The sequence below is a fragment of the Kitasatospora sp. NPDC048407 genome, from assembly GCF_043200475.1.
In the GTDB taxonomy this organism is placed as follows: Bacteria; Actinomycetota; Actinomycetes; order Streptomycetales; family Streptomycetaceae; genus Kitasatospora.
Window position 1 is genome coordinate 41,027 of sequence record NZ_JBICXW010000006.1, and the last position, 20,586, is coordinate 61,612.

Here is a 20,586-nt window from a genome sequence, read left to right on the forward strand (position 1 = left end):
CCCCTTCGAAGCAGGCTCGCAGAGTTCGCTGTGAGCCCCGCACCGGCCCTCCCGTGCCACGTCGGCGCGCGCGAGACGGTAGCGTTCTGAGGACGGAACCGACAGGGCGAACGCGCGCCGAGCGAATGCCCGGGGCGAGGAGCGATGGGTCAGAGCGAACGACCGGACGACGGCCGGGCGGACCAGCGGGACGTTCCGGCGCAGTACGCGCGGGACGAGGACGACGGCCGGGCCGCCGAGATCACCGGACCGACCGAGGCACTGCCGGTCGGGTCGGCCACCTCCGGGCGGGGCGGCGCGCTTCCCCTCTCCACCGTCGGTGACGGCCGCTACCGGCTGACCGGCCGGCTGGGCCGCGGCGGCATGGCCGAGGTGCTCGCCGCCCAGGACCTCCGGCTGGGCCGCACCGTGGCGGTCAAGCTGCTGCGCTCCGAACTCGCCGAGGACGACACCGCCCGGCTGCGCTTCACCCGTGAGGCACACTCGGTGGCCGCGCTCAACCACCACTCGATCGTGGCGGTCTACGACACCGGCGAGGAGCACCACGGCGGGGAGTCCACCCCGTACATCGTGATGGAGCTGGTCGAGGGCCGCACGGTGCGCGAGCTGCTGGTGGACGAGGAGGCGCCGCCGGTCGACCAGGCGCTGATCATCACCGCCGGAGTGCTGGAGGCGCTGGCGTACAGCCACCAGCACGGGATCGTGCACCGGGACATCAAGCCCGCCAACGTCATCATCACCAACGGCGGCGCCGTCAAGGTGATGGACTTCGGCATCGCCCGCGCGCTGACCGGCGCGGCCACCACCATGACGCAGACCGGCATGGTGATGGGCACTCCGCAGTACCTGTCGCCGGAGCAGGCCCTCGGCAAGGCCGTCGACCACCGCTCCGACCTGTACGCGGCCGGCTGCATGCTGTACGAACTGCTCACCCTGCGGCCGCCGTTCGTCGGCGAGACCCCGCTGTCGGTGGTGTACCAGCACGTCCAGGACGCGCCGGTGCCGCCGTCCCGGGTGAACGACCGGGTGCCGCCGCAGCTGGACGCGCTGGTGCTGCGGGCGCTGGAGAAGAACCCGGACGACCGGTTCCAGAGCGCCGACGAGTTCCGCGCCCACGTGCAGCACGCGCTGCGGCAGCTGCACGGCGCGGCGGCCGGGGGCTACCCGGCCGAGACGGCGGTCCTCGGGGCCGACGGCTGGGACAGCACCCCACCGGGCGGCTCGTCCGCGCCGACCACGGTGCTCGGCGCCCTCGGCGACCCTGCCGCCCGGACCGAGGCGCTGCCGTACCCGATGGCCTCGGGCTACCAGACGCCCGCCCGCGCGTACCCGGCCGTCGGCGGCGGGGACCACGGCGGCGAGGACGTGGAGGAGCGGCGCCGCCGCAACCCGTGGGGCCTGGTACTGGGCGCGGTCGCCCTGGTGCTGGCCGCCACCATCGGGGTGGCGCTGGCGCTGACCGCGAACGGGGGCAACCACAATTCCACGGACCAGGACTCGAAGACGCCGGTGCACTCCACCAGCACCCCGTCCCCCGGCGAGCAGTCGGAGCACCCCACCAGCGCCCCGCCGACCCGCAGCCAGGGCACCGGCCGCCAGACCGAGCAGCCGAGCTGGTCGCCGTCGGCCAGCGCCTCCGCCTCCGCCAGCGCGTCCGCGTCCGCCTCGGCCAGCCCCTCGCACTCGACGAAGCCGTCGCCCTCGGCGAGTGCGTCCGGCGACAAGAGCTCGCCGCCGGCCAGCCCGAGCTCCAGCGCCCCGTCGGTGCCCAAGCCGAGCACCAGCCCGGGCGCCGGGGCGCAGCTGACGGGCTGAGCGGAGGACGGGGCGCGGCAGGTCAGTTGGCGAACGCGTCCATGACCTGCTCGTAGTCCTGGCACCACCAGGTGAGCTGCCCGGCGGAGGCCGGGAAGAGCGGGTCGGCCCGGTGGTCGCGGCGCTGGTAGTGCCACTGCAGCATCCACAGGTCGTTCAGCCGCTCCCACCAGACCCGGTGGACCGCGGCGGCGACCTGTTCGGCGTCCGCGGCGCCGGTGGCCCGGTAGGCGCGGGCCCAGTGCCGGACCCGGACCAGGTCGAGGACGCCGGTGGTGCGGTCGTTGAACAGCAGCGTGGCGGCCCGTACCGCCTCCTCGGCGACCGGGTGCGGGGCGAGCTTGTCCCAGTCCAGGACGGCGCTGACGGCGTCGCCCCGGTGGAGCAGGTTCAGGCCGTGGAAGTCGCCGTGGGTCCAGCCGGTGGGCGGTGCGGCGGTCGGGCCGGGGCGGCGGTGCCGGTGCGTGGCGAGCAGGTCCAGCCGCTCGGTCAGGCGCTGCTCGGCGAGCCGGTCGAACGGCCCGTAGGGGCGGTGGGCGCGGGCCTGGTCGCGCAGCTCGAGGACGATCCGCTCGGTCTCCTGGACCTCGGCGCTGAGCACCCGGTCCGGCTGCCGCAGGGGGGCGCAGACCTCGCGGAGTGCGCCGTGCAGTGCTCCCAGCAGGGTGCCGAGTTCGCCGCACCGGGCGGGTTCGAGTTCGGTGCCGTGCCGGTGGTTGCCGGGCACCCACGGGTAGAGCGCGAACAGCCGGCCGCCGTACGCGGTGACGGTCCGGCCGTCCCGGTTGGTGAGCGGCGGCGGTACCGGGAGGCCGAGCGCGGCCAGGCCGGCGGTGGCGCGGTGCTGGCGGAGGATCGCGGGCTTGTGGGCGGTGGCCCGGTCGACGTAGCACTTCAGGAAGTATTCGGCGCCGTCGGCGGCAGCGATCCGGTAGCCGCGGTTGAGCAGTCCTTCCGCCACCGGCACCACCGCGCCGGGCGGCGCGGTGCGGTAGGAGCGCAGGACCCCGGCCACGGCGGCGTGCGCCACCGGGGGGCTGAGAGTGCCGATGGGAGGGGCGGTGGCGTCCGGGCGGGCCGGCGCGAGGGAGATGGTCTGACCGTACGTCACGGAGCAGAGCGTATTACTCGGCGTGATAGCGACTTGACACACCGTGTTCGGCGTGATCTCAGTGCTGCGGGTCCGTCCGGCGGCGCGCGACGTACGCGGCGACCTGGGTCCGGCGCTCCATGCCCATCTTCGCCAGCAGGCTGCTGACGTAGTTTTTTACGGTTTTCTCGGCCAGGTGCAGCTCATTGCCGATCTGCCGATTCGTCATCCCCTCGCCGATCAGATCGAGGATGCGGCGCTCCTGTTTCGTCAACTGCGCGATTCGTTCGTCCTCCTTCTCGCCACCGTCGCGCAGCCGCGCCAGCACCCGGCTGGTGGCGACCGGGTCGAGCAGGGATTTGCCGGCCGCGACGTCGCGGACCGCGGAGAGCAGGTCGGTGCCGCGGATCGCTTTCAGGACATATCCGGAGGCCCCCGCCATGATCGAGTCGAACAGCGCCTCGTCGTCGGAGAAGGAGGTGAGCATCAGGCATTTCACCGACGGGTACCGGGAGCGGATCTCCCGGCACACCTCGACCCCGTTTCCGTCGGGAAGTCGGACATCCAGCACCGCCACATCGGGGTGGACCACCGGAATCCGGTTGAGCGCCTCGGCGGCCGTGCCGGCCTCGCCGACCACCTCGATGTCGCCCTCGATCGAGAGGAGCTCGTGCACGCCTCGACGGACCACTTCGTGATCATCGAGGAGAAACACCCTGATATGTCCGTTATCAGTCATTTGCAAAGCCTCGCACAAATCGATGGGCGTTACCCCCTTTCGCAGCGGGCCGCGCCCGGATACCGTGCGCTGGTGTCCTGACCGGGAGGTTAGCCGCGTCACAGCGGCGGTTTCCCCACCGGAGAACAACTAGGACGTCCTAGCGCAAGAGCGCCAAGGGGTGCCGCTGGGTAACGTTCTCGTGAGGGACGCCGTCGGAAAGGGAACACCGCCTGCCCGTACCGCGCGCACACCCACGCGCGCGAGCCGGGAGGGCGACCGGACCGGCCACCTGGCGACCCCGGGCGGCCGGACAGACCGAGGGAGTGAACGTGACCGTCAAAAGCACGGCGAGGGCGCGCAAGAAGGCCGCCCCCGGCGTCCCTGACAAAGCCAGTGCCGGCTCCGCAGCACCGGAGCTCGTCCAGCTGCTCACCCCGGAGGGCGACCGGGTCGAGCACCCGGACTTCCCGCTCACCGTGACACCCGAGGAGCTGCGGGCGCTCTACCGGGACCTGGTACTGGTGCGGCGTTTCGACGCCGAGGCCACCTCACTCCAGCGGCAGGGCGAACTCGGCCTGTGGGCCTCGCTGCTGGGCCAGGAAGCCGCCCAGGTCGGCTCCGGCCGGGCGATGCGCCCCGGCGACTACGCCTTCCCCACCTACCGTGAGCACGGCGTGGCCTGGTGCCGCGACGTCGACCCGCTGAACCTGCTCGGCATGTTCCGCGGCGTGAACAACGGCGGCTGGGACCCGAACGAGAAGAACTTCCACCTCTACACCATCGTGATCGGCGCGCAGACCCTGCACGCCACCGGCTACGCGATGGGCATCACCAAGGACGGCGCGGACGACGCGGTGATCGCCTACTTCGGCGACGGCGCCTCCAGCCAGGGCGACGTCAACGAGGCCTTCACCTTCGCCTCGGTCTACAACTCGCCGGTGGTGTTCTTCTGCCAGAACAACCAGTGGGCGATCTCCGAGCCCACCACCGTGCAGACCCGCATCCCGCTGTACCGCCGCGCCTCCGGCTTCGGCTTCCCCGGCGTCCGGGTCGACGGCAACGACGTGCTGGCCTGCCTCGCGGTCACCCGCTGGGCGCTGGACCACGCCCGTACCGGCCAGGGCCCGGTGCTGGTCGAGGCGTTCACCTACCGGATGGGCGCGCACACCACCTCCGACGACCCGACCCGCTACCGGCAGACCGAGGAGACCGAGTCCTGGAAGGCCAAGGACCCGATCCTGCGGCTGAAGGCCCACCTGGAGAAGGAGGGCCTCGCCGACGAGGCGTTCTTCGCCGAGGTCGAGGCCGAGAGCGAGAAGCTGGGCCTGCGCGTCCGTGAGGGCGTCCGCTCGATGCCGGATCCGGACCCGACCCTGATCTTCGACCACGTCTACACCGAGCAGCACCCGCTGGTGGACGAGGAACGCGCCGAGTACGAGGCGTACGCCGCCTCCTTCGAGGGTGGGGAGCACCACTGATGGCCGGTCAGCTCAGCATTGCCAAGGCGCTCAACGACGCGCTCCGCAAGTCGCTGGAGAGCGACCCGAAGACCGTCCTGATGGGCGAGGACATCGGAAAGCTCGGCGGCGTCTTCCGAATTACCGACGGCCTGCAGAAGGACTTCGGCGACGACCGGGTGATCGACACCCCGCTCGCCGAGTCCGGCATCGTGGGCACCGCCATCGGCCTCGCGCTGCGCGGCTACCGCCCGGTGGTGGAGATCCAGTTCGACGGCTTCGTGTACCCGGCCTTCGACCAGATCGTCTCCCAGCTCGCCAAGATGCACGCCCGCGCGCTCGGCCACGTCAAGATGCCGGTCACCGTCCGCATCCCGTTCGGCGGCGGCATCGGCGCGGTGGAGCACCACAGCGAGTCGCACGAGGCGTACTTCGCGCACACCGCCGGCCTGCGGGTGGTCAGCCCGTCCAACGCGCACGACGCGCACTGGATGCTGCGCCAGGCCATCGAGTCGGACGACCCGGTGATCTTCCTGGAGCCCAAGCGCCGCTACTGGGACAAGGGCGAGGTCGGCGAGGACCCGATGCTGCCGCTGCACTCGGCGCGCATCGTCCGGCCCGGCACCGACGCCACGCTGATCGCCTACGGGCCGATGGTGAAGGTCTGCCAGGAGGCCGCGAAGGCCGCCGAGGAGGACGGCCGCCAGCTGGAGGTCGTCGACCTGCGCTCGCTGTCGCCGATCGACTTCCCCACCCTGGAGGAGTCCCTCAAGCGCACCGGCCGCGGCATCGTCGTGCACGAGGCCCCGGTCTTCCTCGGCCTGGGCGCGGAGCTCGCCGCCCGGCTCACCGAGCGCTGCTTCTACCACCTGGAGGCGCCGATCCTGCGGGTCGGCGGCTACCACGCCCCGTACCCGCCGTCGCGGGTCGAGGAGACCTACCTGCCCGACCTCGACCGTGTGCTCGACGCCGTCGACCGCGCGCTCGCGTACTGAGCGGGGAACGAAGATGACCAACGGAACCACCGCGCTCCGCGAGTTCAAGATGCCCGACGTGGGCGAGGGACTCACCGAGGCCGAGATCCTCACCTGGTACGTCAAGCCGGGCGACACCGTCACCGACGGGCAGGTCGTCTGCGAGGTGGAGACCGCCAAGGCCGCGGTCGAGCTGCCGATCCCGTTCACCGGCGTGGTCGAGGCGCTGCACTTCCCGGCGGGCGCCACCGTCGACGTCGGCACCGCGATCATCGCGGTGGCCGTCGCCGGGGCCGCCCCGGCCGAGGCCGCTCCCGCTCCGGCCGCCGCTGCCGCGCCCGCCGCGGAGACCGAGCCCGAGCGCCGCGAGGTGCTGGTCGGCTACGGCCCGCGCACCGGTTCGGTGCAGCGCCGGGCCCGCCGCACCAACGGCGCGGCGCCTGCCGCCGCCCCGGCGGCTCCGGTCGCGGCCCCCGCTCCGGTCGCGGCCCCCGCGCCCGTCGCTCCGGCCGCCCCGGTCGCTCCGGCGGTCGTCGTGGCGGAGGGCGAGCGCCCGCTGGCCAAGCCGCCGGTGCGCAAGCTCGCCAAGGACCTCGGCATCGACCTGCGCACCGTGCGGCCCACCGGCCCGAACGGCGTGGTCACCCGCGAGGACGTGCACGCCGCCGCCACCGCCGCCCAGACGGTCGTCGAGCCGGCCGCCGAGCCGGTGACCGAGCCGGTCGCCGAGCAGGCGGCCCTCCCAGTGGCGATCGCCGCCGGGGACGTCCGGGTCCCGGTCAAGGGCGTCCGCAAGGCCACCGCGCAGGCGATGGTGGCCTCGGCGTTCACCGCGCCGCACGTCACCGAGTTCGTCCAGGTCGACGTGACCCGGACGATGAAGCTGGTGCGCAAGCTCAAGGAGAGCGGCGAACTCGGCGCCGGGGTGCGGGTCAGCCCGCTGCTGCTGGTCGCCAAGGCGCTGCTCACCGCGATCAAGCGGCACCCGGAGATCAACGCCAGCTGGGACGAGGCCGCCCAGGAGATCGTGATCAGGGGCGCGGTGAACCTCGGCATCGCCGCGGCCACCCCGCGCGGGCTGATCGTCCCGAACATCAAGGACGCCGGCGCCAAGACCCTCTCCCAGCTGGCCGTCTCGCTCGGCGAGCTGGTGGAGACCGCGCGGCAGGGCAAGACCTCCCCGGCGGACATGTCCGGCGGCAGCGTCACCATCACCAACGTCGGCGTGTTCGGCGTCGACACCGGCACCCCGATCCTCAACCCCGGCGAGGCCGCCATCCTGGCCTTCGGCGCGGTGCGGGATCTGCCGTGGGTGCACAAGGGCAAGGTGGTGCCGCGCCAGGTCACCACGCTGGCGCTGTCCTTCGACCACCGGATGGTGGACGGCGAGCTCGGCTCCAAGGTGCTGGCGGACGTCGCCGCGATCCTGGAGTACCCGAAGCGCCTGATCACCTGGGGCTGATCCGCCCCGGCCGCCGGCCCCGTTCCGTTCGCGGAGCGGGGCCGGCGGTTTTTCAGGGACCCTACCCTCGGGCGGTCCGCCAGGCGGCGTGCGCCAGGGTGTGGAAGGCCTCGGTGCCCGGCCGGTCCAGGCCGAGCGCGGCGGACAGCAGCGCGGCGGTGGCCGGGCGCGGGCCGGCGGTGCCGCGTTCCAGGTCGGACAGCGTGCGGATGCCCAGGCCCGCCTTGACGGCCAGCTCCTGCTGGGTGAGCCGGGCCCCCTGCCGAAGTGTCCGCAGGGCCTGTCCGAATGCCCCGCGTGGGTCCGTGTCCGGCCCGATCTCCATGTCCGTCGCCTTTCCCCCCAGGTGGTTCACGTTCGGCAGGGTATCCCGCCCGGCGGCGGATCGTTCGCGGTTTCCAACTCCGCTGCGGGCATATGGAATTGACTGCCCCGATCGTTCTCCTCCGGTGATTCTCCGGTGATTTTCGAGGCCCTCCCGGGGCGCGCCGTGCATTACGCCGCCCGAGGGAGTTTCGCGCCGCCCGCGCCGGGCCGGGGACCGCGATGGGTACGTCTGTGCGACCAGCCACCCGCGCAGTCAGGCCGGGTGTCGTCGCAGCGAGGATTCCCGCGTATGCCGCCTGGTGCTCCCGGCCCCGTGATGCGTTCCGCGGCCGCTCTGGTGCTGGCCGCCGCCGCCGTGCTGCCCGTCGTGGTGGAGCTGGCCTCACCCTCGCCGTCCACCGTCATCGGCCCGCCGCTGCCGGGCCCGGACCGGGCCGCCCCGCCCGCGGCCCGTCCCGACCTGCGGGCCCCCGGCGCGCCGGCCGTGGACCTGCGGACCTCCGGCGATCCGGCCAACCGGATCACCCTGGTGCTGCTGGGCGACGGCTACACGGAGGCCCAGCTGCAGCTGTTCCACGAGCAGGCGGACCGGGCCTGGCACGCGCTGCTGGACATCGAGCCGTTCCGCACCTACCAGGGGTTGTTCAACATACGGCGGGTGGACGTGGTGTCCCCGGTGTCGGGGATAGCCGAGAGCGAGAGCGCCGGGAAGTCGCCCGTCACCCCGCTGGGCATGCACTTCTGGTGCGAGGGCACCGCCCGCCTGCTGTGCGCGGACGAGGACGCCACCGCACGCTGGGCCGGGCAGGGCGAGGGCCCGCAGTACCTGATAGCGCTGGCCAACTCGACCGAGTACGGCGGGGCCGGCGGCACCGGGGTGACCACGCTGGCCGGCGGCAGCCCGGACGCCGGGCGGATCATCCAGCACGAGATCGGCCACACCGTCGGCCTGCTGGGCGACGAGTACGACACCGCCCCGAGCGACCCGGACTACCCGAACCTCTCCCAGGTGGACGCCGAGGAGATGGCGCGCGAGAAGGTCAAGTGGTGGCGCTGGCTGGGCGCGGTCTCCCCGGACGGCGGCGGCCCGGTGGGCGCCTTCCGCAGCGCGAACGGGCTGTACCGGCCGACCGAGGACTCGGTGATGCGCACCCTCGGCGGGACGTACAACCTGCCGTCCCGGGAGGCGATCATCGAGCAGCTGTACCGCCGGGTGAAGCCCACCGACGACCCCGAACCGGCCGCCGGGCAGGTGACCGGCCGGCCCAAACTGCACGTGCGGCCGCTGGCCCTGACCGGCCCGCGCCAGTTGCAGATCACCTGGTCGCTGGACGGGAAGCCGGTGGACGCCGGCACCGCGGACGGCACCTGGCTGGACACCGGCGCGCTCGCGCTGACGCCCGGTCACCGGCACACCGTCACCGCGACCGTCCAGGACACCACCGACTGGGTGCGCGACGAGGCGTTCCGCGCCCAGTACATGACCCGGACGGTGAACTGGACGATCACCGACTGAGCGGAGCCGCGGCGGCGGGTTCCCGCCAGGTTCGTACCCTGACCAAAAGGTCAGGTGATGGGATGACTAGCCTGGTTCCACTATGAGCGTGGACCCCGCCCCCACCGCACCGTCCCTGTCCGTACCCGCTCCCCGTCCCGCCACCGACCCCCGAGCGGCCCCCCGGTCCGCGTTCCCGCACCCGCCCGGCGGCCGCGCCGCCTGGTTCGCCTGGTCGGTCGGCGTCAGCGTCTACGTCCTCGCCGTGGTGCACCGCACCAGCCTCGGCGTGGCCGGCCTGGACGCCGCCGCCCGGTTCGGCATCGGCGCCTCCGTCCTGTCCACCTTCTCGATCCTTCAGGTCCTGGTGTACGCCGGGATGCAGATCCCGGTCGGCCTGCTGGTCGACCGGATCGGCCCGCGCCGGGTGCTGCTGCTGGGCGTGGCGCTGATGAGCGCCGGCCAGTTGGCGTTCGCCTTCTCCACCGCGTTCGGGCCCGCGCTGGCCTCCCGCGCGGTGATCGGCTGCGGCGACGCGATGACCTTCATCAGCGTGCTGCGGCTCGCCATCCGCTGGTTCCCGGCCGCCCGCAACCCGTTCGTCGCCCAGCTCACCGGCCTGGCCGGCATGGGCGGCAACCTGTTCACCACCGTGGTGCTCGCGCAGGCCCTGCACACGGCCGGCTGGCGCACCACCTTCGGCGCCATCGCGGTGACCGGCGTGCTGGTCTTCGTCGCCGTGCTGGCCCTGCTGCGGGAGGCTCCGCCCGGGGCGTCCGCCCCAGTGCCGCGGGAGGGCGGCCGGCTGCCGGTCGGGCGGCTGATCCGGGCCGCCTGGTCCGAGCCCGGCACCCGGCTCGGCCTGTGGGTGCACTTCACCACGGCGTTCCCGGCGAACGCGTTCGGCCTGCTGTGGGGGCTGCCCTACCTGGTCGAGGGCCAGGGCATGTCCCGGGCCGGCGCGGGCGGCCTGCTCAGCCTGCTGGTGCTCAGCAGCATGGCGTTCGGCCTGCTGTTCGGCCGGCTGCTCTCCCGCTCGGCCGCGCTGCGGCTGCCCGTCACCTTCACGGTGCTGGGCGCCACCGCGCTCTGCTGGACCGTCACCCTCGCCTGGCCGCACGGCCACCCGCCGCTCTGGCTGCTGGTGGTGCTGGTGCTGGTGATGGGCAGCAACGGCCCGGCCTCGCTGATCGGCCTCGACTACGCCCGCGCGCACAACCCGCCGGAGCGGATGGGCACCGCGTCCGGCATCGCCAACATGGGCGGCTTCATCGGCTCGATGATCACCCTGCTGGGCATCGGCGTCCTGCTGGACGCGCTGGCCGACCCGGGCAGCGACAGCTACGGCGCGCACGCCTACCAGCTGGCGTTCTGCTTCCAGCTGGTGCCGCTGCTGCTCGGGACGGCGATGATCCTGCGGCTGCGGCGCAAGCTGGCCGCAGCCTGAGGGGCCTGTCCGCCCGGCAGGGTCGTACGGGTCAGGGGGTGCTCGTCAGATGGGCGAGCACCCGCATGCCCAGCTCCTGGTCGCCGATCACGTTCACCAGCGCCGTCTCCGCGCGGACCCGGCCGCAGCACAGCCGGACGAAGGTCTGCCAGTCCATCGCCAGCCGCACGTCCGGGGCCGGCTCCACCGACTCGTCCACGGTGCCCCGGCCGTGCGCACCGACCCGTACGGTGCGCTGGAACGGCATCGCGCCCGCCACGTCGAACACCACGGTGCTGCCGATCGGCGCGCCCGCCTCCTTGGCCACCTGCTTCGGCAGCGAGTCGATCAGCAGGTCGCGCGTCACCAGGGCCGCCGGGGAGTCCAGGTTGCCGGGCTCCTGCAGCGCCCGGCGCAGGTCCTGCTCGTGCACCCAGACGTCGAAGGCGCGCAGCCGCAGCACCGTCGCGTACGGGAGCTCCCGGGCCAGCGGGCCGGCCGGCCAGCGCACCAGGTCCTCCGCGCCGTGGCGGGAGTTGCGCAGCGCCCGGGAGCGGCGGATCACCGTGTACTCCAGCTCGCTGGTGATCTCCACGGCGGTCCAGCAGCGGCGCTTGTCGACCGGCAGCTCCATGTAGCGGGTGAAATCGTTGCGGACGTGCGGCAGGTCGCGCGGCAGCGCGTGGATCGGCCGCGGGTCGCCGAGCATCTCCGACTCGACGCCGATGATGTGCGACACCACGTCGCGCACCGACCAGCCCGGGCACTCGGTGGCCCGGTTCCACGCGTCGGTCGGCAACGGGGCGAGCAGCTCGGATATGGACTCGATCGACTGCGTCCACGCATCGGTGTACGCCTGCACGGTCTGGTTGTCCGTCACGGGTATCTCCGGCCCCTCCGTCGGCTTGCGTCGTCCCACGTCGCCCGGGCTGCCGAGACCTCCGCACGGACGCGCATACGGCACGTTACGCTGCCGGGTGAGAGCAGGGCAGCGCTTTCGGGTGACGATCGTAGGACTCTTGTCGTGGACGGTGGTACTGTGCGCGCTTCATTGATCCAACTCGCGGTCTCGGACGCCGAGCCGGCCGCCGAGCGGCGGGCCAGGGCCGCGGCGCTGGTCCGCGCCCAGGACGGCGCCGACCTGGTCGTGCTGCCCGAATTGTGGCCGGTCGGCGGCTTCGCCTACGACGCCTGGTCGGACGGCGCCGAACCGCTCGACGGGCCCACCGCCGAGACGATGTCCGCCGCCGCCCGGGCGGTCGGCTGCTGGCTGCACGCCGGCTCGATCGTCGAACGCGACCCCGACGGGCCGATCTACAACACCTCGCTGCTGTTCGCCCCCGACGGCGAACTGGTCCGCACCTACCGCAAGATCCACCGCTTCGGCTTCGACGCCGGCGAGGCCGTCGTGATGGGCGCCGGCCAGGAGATCGTCACCGCGGACGCCGGCTTCGCCACCCTGGGCCTGGCCACCTGCTACGACCTGCGCTTCCCCGAACTGTTCCGGGCGCTGCTGGACGCCGACGCCGAACTGCTGGTGATCCCCGCCGCCTGGCCCGCCCGGCGTGCCGAGCACTGGAACCTGCTGGCCCGCGCCCGCGCCGTCGAGGAACAGGCCTACGTGCTGGCCTGCAACACCGCCGGCACCCACGGCGGCGTCGAACAGGCCGGCCGCAGCCTGGTCGTCGACCCGTGGGGCCGGGTGCTCGCCGAGGCCGGACCGGACGAGCAGGTGCTCACCGTCGAATTCGACCCCGCCGAAGTCGCCAGGAGCCGCGCCGAGTTCCCCGTCCACCGGGACCGGCTGCTCGGAATTCCGGCACCCGTACAACGCTGACATTTCGCCGCACATCGCCGTACCTTGGTCCGGATTGACCATTCCGGGGTAATCTGTGCCCGTTTTGGGGAGCTGGGCCCGGCCGCGATCGGCACGGCCCGGATAGGGGGGAGCGGCGATGAACGCTGCGGGAGCCGGGAGCGGCCGCGCCCTGATCCGGCGCAACAGTCTCCGCGAACAGATCGCCGACGCCCTGCGCGACGAGATGATGTGCGGCCGGCTGCCCGCCGGCCGCAACTTCACCGTCAAGGAGATCGCCGAAATCTACGGCGTCTCCGCCACCCCCGCCCGGGAAGCCCTGGTCGACCTCTCCGCCCAGGGACTGCTGGTCAGCGAACCCAACCGCGGCTTCACCGTCCCCGAGTTCGACTGGGACGACTACCTGGAGATCCTCGAAGCCCGGGCGCTGCTCACCGACAACGCGCTGCGCCACCTCGGCAACCGGGAACACCCCTACGACTGGACCCGGACCGTCTCGCTGCGCCGCCGCGCCGACGCCGCCACCCGCGCCGCCCGGGCCGGCCACCTCGACGTCCTGGTCGGCTGCGACCTGCGGTTCTGGCAGGAGGCCGCGGCCATCCTGTGCAACGAGCGGATCGCCGACTACCTCGGCTGGCTGCGCGTCCAGTCCTGGATGTTCGCCGCTCCCCACCTGCGCGCCGCCGGCGAACTGGCCGGCGTCTGCTGGGACCGGCACGGCGACCTCGTCGACCGGATCGAGGACCGCGACCACGACGGCGCCCGACGGCTCGTCAACCACTACAACCTGTTCACCATCGAACTGCTCGCCGGGCTGCTCGACCGGACCCTCGACGGTTTCTCCGTCATGCGACTGCTGCGCGAACCGGACCCGGCCGACGCGCCGTCAGCCGCCCCCGAGAAGGGCGAGGACGCCCCCCAATCGCCCCACGGCGCCGTCGTATTGGGCCGGGTCCCACTGCCCCGGGTCGTCCAGCCCGGCCGGTTCACCCGGTCCTTCCGCCCGGGGCGCGGCGAGCCCGCCACGGGCCGGTAGGGTTGGGGCCCATTGCCCCGCCACCGAGAGGATGAGCCGGCCCATGGCCTGCGACCTCTGGCTCGTCCCGCTCGTGGACGTGCTCACGTACAGCCCCGAAAACCCCTTCCGGGACGACCTCGACCGCTACAACGGAGTGCTGGCCCAGCACGGGCTGCCGCCCGTCCCGGTCAACCCCTACGTACCGGGCTTCTCCGGAGACGTCGAGACGATAGCCGCGTTCGACTACGACTCGCTGCACTTCCTGCGCCGCGCCTACCTGTTGGGGCTCACCGGCTTCGAGGTGGCGCCGGTGGACGCACTCGGCAGCGACTACGAACAGCTCCTGGAGATGTTCGAGGCCACCGCCGAACAGTCGCACCTGGTCTGGCACTTCGACCACGCCGGGGCATACGTCCCGGTGGACTTCGCCGTCCCGCTGGTCGCCGACGAACTCCTCGCCGCAGGCGGCCCGTTGGGCTCCTCGTACGGCCTGCTCCGCGAACTCCAGGCCGTCGCCCCCCTGCTGGGCATCGACCCGCTCAACCCCCCGGCCCCCACCCGCCCCCTGGGCCCCACCCAACTGGAACAGCCCTTCGGCCCCCCGATCGACGACTTCCAGCACCCCTTCGCAAGAGAGCGCCACGCCTGGGCCGGCCTGTACTCGGCGGCGGCCCGCAGCGTCTCCCAGTCCTCGATGATCGTCTTCGCCTAAAGGGGATAGCCATCGGGGGGCGCTGGGGGTACCCCCAGCGAAGCGAGGGGGCGGAACTGCGCGAAGGGGAACGCACACGACCGCAAGATCGCGCCGCAGGACAATGACTTGCACGTGTTCGCGACCTTGCGGATCGGCCCGCGCTTGTCGCGAAGGTCAGCGCAGGGGCCCCTCCGGGGGACGCTGTCGCGGCATGGTTGGCCTGGTGCCCGGCGGCGGCAGGACGCGGACCTGTGCGCCGGTGCCAACCTCGTTGCGGCCGCCCCAGCTGCCCGGGGTCTGGGTGGGCAGCTGGGTCATGCCGGCGCGGAATTCGAGCATCCACTCGGAGGTCTCGGTGCGGACCATCTCTGAGACGTCCTCGCAGAAGCGCCGCAGCACGCCGAGGCAGCGTTCGGCGGCCTCGCCGGCGGTGCCTTCGGTGGGGCCGAGGACTTCCCGGACGCATTCCGAGGCCCAGTCGAACTGGAAGGCTTCCAGGCGGCGTTGGAGTGCCTGCGAGGTGGAGACGTCGCGCATCCAGCCGGAGGTGAGTCCGAACGCGCGGTCGGCGGCCAGCGAGGCGGCGGCGAGCGCGAGGCCGACGTAGCCCCATTCGAGGGCGTGCGGGAGGACGCCGGTGAGGGAGACGATCGGGGCGGTGACGCCGGCGACGGTGAACAGGCCGGCGGCCTTGCGGAGCAGCCTGGCCCAGCGGCGCTTCCAGACCCGGTCGCGGCGGTACCACTCGATGGCCTCGACGGCGCGTTCTTCCGACCAGCGGTAGAGCTCTTCGAGGCGTTCGGCCGGTTCGCCCCAGTCGCCGAGCGGGAATTGACGGGCGCTCAGGTCGGTGCGGCGGCGGGTGGGGATCCGTCCGCCGGAGCCGGGGGCGCTCTGGTCGTCGTCGGCGACCTCTTTGCCCCAAGGACTCTCCTCGGGCTGCATTTCCGGCTGGCTCACCTGTGGCGCTCCCTGTGGCGGGGTGACTGCGGAGGCCCGGCGGGTACCGGGACTGACGGTTCGGAACATCGAAGTGGCGTGGACATCGGGTTTTCGGCGCGGACCTCGAGTTCGGCGGAGCCGCCCATGGTGCCGTGCCCGGTCTGCGGCCGGGTTCTTGTCCAACAGCACTTCTTACCGCCAAATGGCTGACCGTGTGGGCGCTTCCGCAGTGATCGTTATGTGATTTCACCTCCGGAAGCCGAGGTCGGAGGGTTGTGCTGCCCGGCCGGATTTCACCCGTCCGAGCGAGGTGAACGGGGGCGGTCGGTGTGACTGCGCGGTTGTTCGAACAGGCCAGCTGCTTTTGGTGGGCGGGCACACCGGATTCGGGGCCGCGGACGGTGCCGCCGACGGTGCGGAACCGGCCACCGACTAGGCTCTCGACTCGTGAAGGTCCTCGTCATCGGCGGCGGCGCCCGCGAACACGCCCTGTGCCGCTCCCTGTCCCAAGATCCCGCCGTCACCGAGCTGCACTGTGCCCCGGGCAACGCCGGGATCGCGCGGGTGGCCACCCTGCACCCGGTCGACCAGCTGGACGGCGCCGCGGTCACCGCGCTGGCCCGTGAGCTGGGCGCCGACCTGGTGGTGGTCGGCCCGGAGGCTCCGCTGGTGGCCGGTGTCGCCGACCCGCTGCGGGCGGCCGGCATCCCGGTGTTCGGCCCGAGTGCCGAGGCCGCGCAGCTGGAAGGCTCCAAGGCATTCGCGAAGGACGTGATGGCCGGGGCCGGCGTCCCGACCGCGCGGTCCTACGTGTGCACCACCGAGCAGGAGGCCGCCGAGGCGCTGGACGCGTTCGGTGCTCCGTACGTGGTGAAGGACGACGGCCTGGCGGCCGGCAAGGGCGTCGTGGTCACCGAGGACCGCGCCGCCGCGCTGGAGCACGCCAAGGGCTGCGAGCGCGTGGTGATCGAGGAGTACCTGGACGGTCCGGAGGTGTCGCTGTTCGCGATCACCGACGGCACCACGGTGCTGCCGCTGGTGCCCGCGCAGGACTTCAAGCGCGCGCTGGACGGCGACCAGGGTCCCAACACCGGTGGCATGGGCGCCTACACCCCGCTGCCGTGGGCCCCCGAGGGCCTGGTCGAGGAGGTGCTGGAGACGGTTCTCCAGCCGACCGTCGACGAACTGCGCCGCCGCGGCACCCCGTTCTCCGGTCTGCTGTACGCGGGCCTGGCGCTGACCTCGCGCGGCACCCGGGTGATCGAGTTCAACGCCCGCTTCGGCGACCCGGAGACCCAGGTCGTGCTGGCCCGGCTGCGCACCCCGCTGGCCGGTGTGCTGCTCGCCGCCGCCAACGGCACGCTGGCCGCGTTGGAGCCGCTGCGCTGGGACGAGGACGCCGCGGTCACCGTGGTGCTGGCGTCCGAGGGCTACCCGGCGAACCCGCGCACCGGTGACCCGATCGAGGGCCTGGACGAGGCGGAGGCCGACGGCACCGCGTTCGTGCTGCACGCCGGTACCAAGACCGGCCCGGACGGCGAGGTGCTCACCGCGGGCGGCCGGGTGCTGTCCGTCACCGCCACCGGCGCGGACCTCGCCGAGGCCCGGGCCAAGGCGTACGCGGGCCTGGCGAAGATCTCCTTCAAGGGCGCCCAGCACCGTACCGACATCGCGGCCGAGGCCGCGCAGTAAGCAGGAAGTACCCGCGGGGCGCCGCGCCCGGACCGACCCGTCCGGACGCAGCGCCCCGCGGCGTTTCCCGGGATCGGGGCGGAGCGGGCCGCACGCCGAAAAAGCAGTCCTTCGGGTGATCTGTTGGTCATCCCGCTGACGGGGCCGGAGCGAGCGCCGTAGGGTGCGCTGCATCGTGCAGGGGCGGGGGCGCCGGCGCGGGCGCGGCTCGTCGCCATGACGCGCCCGGGGGATGCTGGGAGCGGTGGCGGGTCCCGCCGCGGTGTCACCAGGACGGGTGGTCTCCCGGAAGTTCCGGAACACCCGCCCGTACCGGGGCGTCGAGACTGGCAGGAAAGCGCCACGCGAGTCGTACCACCGGGTTCGGCACCCGCCGCTTCCCGTACCGGAATTGATCGAGTCGAGTCGGCTGCGAAGGGGGTGCCGCGGCGATGGCTGCAGTGGACACCGCACGCGCACGAGCCCGGGCCGTCCTGCGTCTGCGCGGACGGGCCGTGGCCGCCGCCGCGCTGCCCGCCGCCTGCGCGGTGGTGCTGCTGGTCGGGCGGTTCACCGGACGGATAGGCGCCCCCGGGTCACCGGACGCGCCCCTGTGGGACGGCATCCGCTGGGCGGTCTGCACGGTCGCCGCGCTGACGTTGCTGCTGGCCGCCATGGTGGCCCGCGCGCACCGCCGGGCCGTCCCCCCGGTCACCCCCGCCGTGCCGCTGACCAGGGCGGACGCACCGGAGCTCTACCGGCTGATCGAGGAGCTCGCCGACCGGCTGGACGTTCCGGCGCCCGGCGCGATCGCGCTCACCCCCGACTGCGACAGCTGGCTGGAGGAGCCGCACCGGCCCGGCCGGCGGGCCGCGCCCGGCGCGCCGGTGCTGGTGATCGGCTCCCCGTTCCTGTGGTGGATGCGGGCCGGCGAGCTGCGCGCCCTGCTGGCCCCCGTGGTGGCCGGCACCGCGGCCGCCGCCGATCCGGACATCGCCGCCGCCCGCCGCTGGCTGCGCACCCTGGACGCCGCGCTCGGCGACCGGCACCGCGGCCCCGCCGCGCTGGTCGGCCGGGTCGACCGGCACCTGCTGGGCGCCTGCCGCGAGCACTCCGCCGAGCTGGAGCACGCCGTCGCCGCCTGGGCCTCCGAACAGGCCAAGGCCGTCGACTACGGGCTGCGGATCGCCGCCCAGGAGCAGGTCGGCCTGGCCTACGCGGGCTGGGACCGGCTGCTCACCCGGGTCGCGCTGCCCGCCTGGCGGCTCGGCCGGCACCCCTCGCACCTGAACGCCGGCGTGGTCGCCGCGCTCACCGAACTCTCCCGCCGCGACCGGCTCGCCGACGGCTACGGGAACCGGCTCGGCGACCGCCCCGCCTGCGACCTGCTGGAGGAGCCCGGCCTGGTGGACACCCGAGTGTCCCGGCTGGCCGCCGAACTGCTGCACGAGGAGCCGCCCGGCGGCTGGCAGCCGCTGGACTGGGAGGACTACCCGGAGCAGGTGGTCGACCACGGCTGGCGGGAGAGCGCCGCAGCCCTGCAGAGCGCCCTCGGCGACGACCACCCGCACACCGGCCCCGCGCTGGACAAACTGCTCGCCCGGCTGGCGGCCGGGGAGTCCGAGACCCTGGCGGCCGCACTGGCGGGAAGGGTGGCGCGCGCCGCCGAGGTCGCGCCCCCCTTGCCTCCCGTGCGCAGCGGACGCGACCTGCTGGTCGAGCACCTCACCGCCACCGTCTGCTGCGCCGCGGTGGACGCGGGCACCGCGAGCCCGGGCCTGGACTGGCTGGACGGCCCGGTCCTGCTGTCCCGCGCGGCACCGAGAGCCGCTCTGTCCCCGGCGGTGACGGCCGCCGCGGAGGCCGGGCAGGACGGCCCACTGCGGTCCTGGCTGGAGCGGGCCGGGGTGCGACTGGAGCGACCGGTGCGGCTTTCCGGATGAATTTCCGAAAGATCCCGGAAAACCCGGTTTCGCCGATACGAATTGCTACGGTGGGGTGACACTGCGCCAGCAACCTGTGATGTGCTGGTCCGCACGCACATCCGCATGGCAATTGCCACCCTCGGCGGATGCGCAAGGGTGGGGAGGGCGTGTGGGAACGGAATCCAACCGCCGGTGGGAGTCCGGCACGCTGGCGCACGGGGTGTCCGATCCGTTCGGCCAGGGCCCGCTGCCGTGGCTGCGCAGCCCCGACCACTACCTGGCGGACGGCGAGGGCGCGGTGCCCTGGTACGTCAGCGTGGACGCCCCGGGGCAGCAGCCGCTGGAAGGCGCGGCCCGGCCGCCGCGGCCCGCGGTGAGCGGTCCGAGCAACTCCGACGACGTGCGGCAGCAGATCAAGGGGTTCGCGTCCTCGGGCGTGGTCCGGCCGGGCGGTTCGGTGGATCTCCGGGTGACGGTCCACCCGCCGCAGGAGTTCCAGGTCGACGTCTACCGGATCGGCCACGACGGCGGCGACGGCGCCCGCCAGGTGTCCTCCAGCCCGCTGATCGCCGGTCTCGTCCAGCCCGCCCCGATGGTCGCCGACCGCACCGTCTCCTGCCACCACTGGTGGCAGTCCTGGCGGTTGCAGGTCCCGCAGGACTGGCGGCCCGGCGCGTACGTCGCGGTGCTGACCACCGCCGACGGCGGGCACCGCAGCCACATCCCGTTCACCGTCCGGGACTTCAACGCGGCGGAGCTGCTGCTGGTGCTGCCGGACGTGACCTGGCAGGCGTACAACCTGTTCCCGGAGGACGGGCACCTCGGGGCCAGCCTCTACCACGCGTGGGACGCGGCGGGGCGGCTGGTGCGCGAGGAGGAGGCGGCGGTCACCGTCTCCTTCGACCGGCCGCACGCCGGGGCCGGGCTGCCGCTGCACGTCGGGCACGCGTACGACTTCATCCGCTGGGCCGAGCGGTACGGCTACGACCTGGGCTACGCCACCGCCACCGACCTGCACGCCGGGCTGGTCAACGCCGAGCGGTACAAGGCGATGGTGTTCCCCGGGCACGACGAGTACTGGTCGGAGCCGATGCGGCGGGCCGTCGAGCGGGCCCGGGACGGCGGCACCTCGCTGGTGTTCCTGTCCGCCAATTCGCTGTACTGGCGGGTCGAGCTGACGGCCGGCGCGAACGGCGAGCCGTCCCGGCTGCTGAACTGCCGCAAGCGGCAGAAGGTCGGCGCCGACCACCCCGCGGCCGGCCCGGCGGGTTCGGCGAGCGCGCTCTGGCGCGACGCGGGGGAGCCCGAGCAGCACCTGCTGGGCATCCAGTACGCGGGCAGCGTGCCGGCGCCGGTGCCGCTGGTGGCCCGGAACACCTCGCACTGGCTGTGGGAGGGCACCGGCCTGGAGGAGGGCGAGGAACTGCCCGGCCTGGTCGCGGGGGAGGCCGACCGCTACTACCCGAAGGTCGCGCTGCCCGCCTGCACCGAACGCACCCTGCTGGCGCACTCCCCGTACCGGGACGCCGCCGGCCGGCTCACCCACCAGGAGACCTCGCTGTACCGGGCGCCCAGCGGCGCGTACGTCTTCGCGTCCGGGACGTTCGCCTGGTCGCCCGCGCTGGACCGGCCCGGGCACACCGACGAACGGATCCAGAAGGCCACCGCCAACCTGCTCGACCAGCTCTGCAAGGAGGGCCGCACCCGTCCCTGACCTGGTGCTGAGCGGGGCCGCACCCGCCCCCTGCCTCGT

The 20,586-nt window shown here is 73.3% G+C and carries 17 protein-coding genes; 12 read left to right on the forward strand and 5 right to left on the reverse strand.

Features of this window, described 5'->3' with window-relative positions; all coding sequences use genetic code 11:
• Positions 1–144 precede the first annotated feature (144 nt).
• On the forward strand, positions 145–1,815 hold the full coding sequence (locus tag ACGFWJ_RS13850; protein WP_392948798.1) for a protein kinase: 1,671 nt from the start codon (positions 145–147) through the stop codon (positions 1,813–1,815).
• 22 nt (positions 1,816–1,837) lie between these two features.
• Here ACGFWJ_RS13850 and ACGFWJ_RS13855 read toward each other — a convergent pair whose 3' ends face one another.
• On the reverse strand, positions 1,838–2,926 hold the full coding sequence (locus ACGFWJ_RS13855) for a phosphotransferase enzyme family protein (protein ID WP_392948800.1): 1,089 nt from the start codon (positions 2,924–2,926) through the stop codon (positions 1,838–1,840).
• Between the two features lie 58 nt (positions 2,927–2,984).
• A complete protein-coding gene (locus tag ACGFWJ_RS13860) occupies positions 2,985–3,644 on the reverse strand; it encodes a response regulator (RefSeq protein WP_392948803.1) in 660 nt (219 codons plus the stop codon).
• A gap of 311 nt (positions 3,645–3,955) precedes the next feature.
• On the opposite strand from ACGFWJ_RS13860, the gene pdhA reads away from it, so the two are divergent.
• Genes pdhA through ACGFWJ_RS13875 form a run of 3 tightly spaced genes read left to right on the forward strand, consistent with a single transcriptional unit; the run spans position 3,956 to position 7,519 of the window.
• A complete protein-coding gene (gene pdhA, locus ACGFWJ_RS13865) occupies positions 3,956–5,104 on the forward strand; it encodes a pyruvate dehydrogenase (acetyl-transferring) E1 component subunit alpha (protein ID WP_387639732.1) in 1,149 nt (382 codons plus the stop codon).
• On the forward strand, positions 5,104–6,078 hold the full coding sequence (locus ACGFWJ_RS13870; protein ID WP_387639730.1) for an alpha-ketoacid dehydrogenase subunit beta: 975 nt from the start codon (positions 5,104–5,106) through the stop codon (positions 6,076–6,078). The genes pdhA and ACGFWJ_RS13870 overlap by 1 nt, the downstream gene beginning before the upstream one ends.
• A 13-nt stretch (positions 6,079–6,091) precedes the next feature.
• The gene (locus ACGFWJ_RS13875) at positions 6,092–7,519 is read left to right on the forward strand and encodes a dihydrolipoamide acetyltransferase family protein (RefSeq protein WP_392948807.1); all 1,428 of its coding nucleotides are present in this window, start codon (positions 6,092–6,094) and stop codon (positions 7,517–7,519) included.
• 61 nt (positions 7,520–7,580) lie between these two features.
• Here ACGFWJ_RS13875 and ACGFWJ_RS13880 read toward each other — a convergent pair whose 3' ends face one another.
• Positions 7,581–7,874, reverse strand: a complete 294-nt coding sequence (locus tag ACGFWJ_RS13880) for a helix-turn-helix domain-containing protein (protein ID WP_387639725.1) — start codon at positions 7,872–7,874, stop codon at positions 7,581–7,583.
• Between the two features lie 261 nt (positions 7,875–8,135).
• On the opposite strand from ACGFWJ_RS13880, the gene ACGFWJ_RS13885 reads away from it, so the two are divergent.
• Both ACGFWJ_RS13885 and ACGFWJ_RS13890 read left to right on the forward strand, forming a co-directional pair.
• Positions 8,136–9,362 carry a M64 family metallopeptidase gene (locus tag ACGFWJ_RS13885; protein ID WP_392948809.1) on the forward strand — a complete coding sequence of 409 codons (1,227 nt, stop codon included), beginning with the start codon at positions 8,136–8,138 and terminating at the stop codon, positions 9,360–9,362.
• Between the two features lie 82 nt (positions 9,363–9,444).
• Entirely contained in the window at positions 9,445–10,788 is a 1,344-nt protein-coding gene (locus ACGFWJ_RS13890) for a nitrate/nitrite transporter (RefSeq protein ID WP_392948812.1), read from the forward strand.
• 31 nt (positions 10,789–10,819) lie between these two features.
• On the opposite strand, the gene ACGFWJ_RS13895 is transcribed toward ACGFWJ_RS13890, so the two are convergent.
• A complete protein-coding gene (locus ACGFWJ_RS13895; RefSeq protein WP_387639720.1) occupies positions 10,820–11,647 on the reverse strand; it encodes a maleylpyruvate isomerase family mycothiol-dependent enzyme in 828 nt (275 codons plus the stop codon).
• 159 nt (positions 11,648–11,806) lie between these two features.
• Between ACGFWJ_RS13895 and ACGFWJ_RS13900 the strand changes: the two genes are divergently transcribed.
• From ACGFWJ_RS13900 to ACGFWJ_RS13910, 3 genes are all read left to right on the forward strand, one after another.
• Positions 11,807–12,604: a carbon-nitrogen family hydrolase gene (locus ACGFWJ_RS13900; RefSeq protein ID WP_392948815.1), complete on the forward strand. Its 798-nt coding sequence runs from the start codon at positions 11,807–11,809 to the stop codon at positions 12,602–12,604.
• A gap of 118 nt (positions 12,605–12,722) precedes the next feature.
• The gene (locus ACGFWJ_RS13905; RefSeq protein ID WP_392948818.1) at positions 12,723–13,619 is read left to right on the forward strand and encodes a GntR family transcriptional regulator; all 897 of its coding nucleotides are present in this window, start codon (positions 12,723–12,725) and stop codon (positions 13,617–13,619) included.
• A 43-nt stretch (positions 13,620–13,662) separates the two neighbouring features.
• A complete protein-coding gene (locus ACGFWJ_RS13910) occupies positions 13,663–14,313 on the forward strand; it encodes a hypothetical protein (RefSeq protein ID WP_387639712.1) in 651 nt (216 codons plus the stop codon).
• Between the two features lie 156 nt (positions 14,314–14,469).
• Here ACGFWJ_RS13910 and ACGFWJ_RS13915 read toward each other — a convergent pair whose 3' ends face one another.
• The gene (locus ACGFWJ_RS13915; RefSeq protein ID WP_387639709.1) at positions 14,470–15,255 is read right to left on the reverse strand and encodes an SLATT domain-containing protein; all 786 of its coding nucleotides are present in this window, start codon (positions 15,253–15,255) and stop codon (positions 14,470–14,472) included.
• A gap of 429 nt (positions 15,256–15,684) precedes the next feature.
• On the opposite strand from ACGFWJ_RS13915, the gene purD reads away from it, so the two are divergent.
• The 3 genes from purD to ACGFWJ_RS13930 all read left to right on the forward strand — a co-directional run bounded on the left by purD (position 15,685) and on the right by ACGFWJ_RS13930 (position 20,547).
• Complete coding sequence (purD, locus tag ACGFWJ_RS13920; RefSeq protein WP_392948821.1) at positions 15,685–16,929, forward strand: phosphoribosylamine--glycine ligase; 1,245 nt, start codon at positions 15,685–15,687, stop codon at positions 16,927–16,929.
• Positions 16,930–17,360: 431 nt separating this feature from the next.
• The gene (locus ACGFWJ_RS13925) at positions 17,361–18,851 is read left to right on the forward strand and encodes a hypothetical protein (RefSeq protein WP_392948823.1); all 1,491 of its coding nucleotides are present in this window, start codon (positions 17,361–17,363) and stop codon (positions 18,849–18,851) included.
• A gap of 151 nt (positions 18,852–19,002) precedes the next feature.
• On the forward strand, positions 19,003–20,547 hold the full coding sequence (locus ACGFWJ_RS13930; RefSeq protein WP_392948825.1) for a N,N-dimethylformamidase beta subunit family domain-containing protein: 1,545 nt from the start codon (positions 19,003–19,005) through the stop codon (positions 20,545–20,547).
• The last annotated feature ends 39 nt before the right edge of the window (positions 20,548–20,586 follow it).